Source organism: Bradyrhizobium sp. P2_E8 (genome assembly GCF_056403875.1).
In genome coordinates this window covers 1-1,538 of sequence record NZ_JBFUES010001373.1, presented here as the reverse complement: position 1 = coordinate 1,538, position 1,538 = coordinate 1, and the positions used below count along the sequence as shown (strand labels likewise).

The following is a 1,538-nucleotide window of genomic DNA, read 5'->3' as shown; positions in this document are numbered from 1 at the left end:
GCCCACACCGGGAGCTGGTTGAGCAGGCGACCGTCGTCGATCTGGTAGAGCGGCGCGATGTCGGTGGCTTTCCGTCCCTCGACGCGGCTCGAATCCGGATGCGGCCAGTCGGTGCCCCAGACGATGCGATCCGGATTGGCCGCGATCAGCGCACGCGCATAGGGCACCATGTCCTGATAATCCGGCGCGAGTTTTGACGAGYGATAGGCGCCGGAGATCTTCACATAGGCCTTGCCGGATTTGACGAGCGCGACCAGGTCCGCAAATCCCGGCTGCTCCAGCCCGAGCGAAGCCTCGAGGCCGCCGAAATGATCGAACACCGCGGGCACGGGCGCGGCCAGCACCAGGTCCTTGATCGCCGAGATCATCGGCAGCGTGGTGTAGAGCTGCACGTGCCAGCCGCGCGCCTTCATTCGCTCCACGGCCGCGGTGAAGCGGGTCCGGCCGACATTGGGATCGCTGACGCCGCCGGTCGCAAGATTGATGCGAATGCCGCGGAAGCCGTCCTGCTGCATCGCGTCGAGCTGGACCTCCGTCGTCTTGTCGTCGATCACGGCGACCCCGCGCGCGGTTCCGCCACGCGCCTTCATGCCGAACAGAGAGGAGGAGTTGTCGGTGCCGTAGACGCTCGGCGTCACGATCACCACGCGCTCGATATGCAGCGCCTTGTGCAGAGCGGCCATTTCTTCAGGGCTTGCCGGCTCAGGCGTATAGACCCGTCCTGCGAAGAACGGAAACTTTTCGACATCGCCATGGATGTGGGTGTGGCAGTCGCAGGCATGCGCCGGCACGTCGAAATTGACCGGCGTCGCGGGCTGCGACGCGCGGGCGTGGGCTTTGCTGGTCATGGCTACTCCGGCGGCAAGTGAGGCAAGCAGGACGCTGCGTCGGTTGAGCATGGTTGTCTCCCTGCTTCGTTATTTGGAGGTGGGACCGCAACAGTATCACATCAGCCGGGTAACCGCTCCGCTTCGCTGCATAGCTGCTCGACAAGATCCGCAAGCGGGCGTGAGCCGTCGATGCGTACGACCGGGCAGGGCAGGCCCGCGAGCCAGGCCTCATCTTTTGTGAGACTGCGGCCCTCGCGATCGCCGGCTTCGTAGCGCGAGGCCCATTCGACGAACGACTTCGTCTCCTCATGACGCCAGCCGCCCTGTGCGACGGCATCAGCTCCGAAATGCGTAGCCTCGCGGCCACGCAGGCGCTGCAAGCGAAGCTCGCGCGGCGTCGTCACAAAGACGACGAGATCGAAGAACGGGACGAGCTCGTCGCCCCAGCCGGTGACGGTTCCGCTCAGCACCCAATCGAGACGCGGCAGAAACATCTCGCGCATCAGGCGCAGGCGCTCTGCGGCGGGGCGCGTCGTCTGGTAGGGCGGCGCGGTCGGCAGCCAGAAATAGTCGTCGCTGTCGTGATGCGGAAGCGCAAGCCGGGCGGCGAGCGCGCGACCCAGCGTCGTCACGCCGGAGCCCGAAGCTCCCATCAGATGGATGCGGCGGCTTTTCATCAGCACCAGCCCAGAAGATCTGGAATTACTG

2 protein-coding genes are annotated in these 1,538 nt (G+C 65.5%); both read right to left on the bottom strand.

Annotated features, from left to right (window positions below):
• A partial coding sequence (locus AC1D00_RS40585; protein WP_477014572.1) for an amidohydrolase family protein occupies positions 1 to 899 on the bottom strand: 899 nt, incomplete at its 3' end.
• Positions 900 to 949: 50 nt separating this feature from the next.
• Positions 950 to 1,507, bottom strand: a complete 558-nt coding sequence (locus tag AC1D00_RS40580) for a P-loop NTPase family protein (RefSeq protein WP_404554308.1) — start codon at positions 1,505 to 1,507, stop codon at positions 950 to 952.
• Between the last annotated feature and the right edge of the window lie 31 nt (positions 1,508 to 1,538).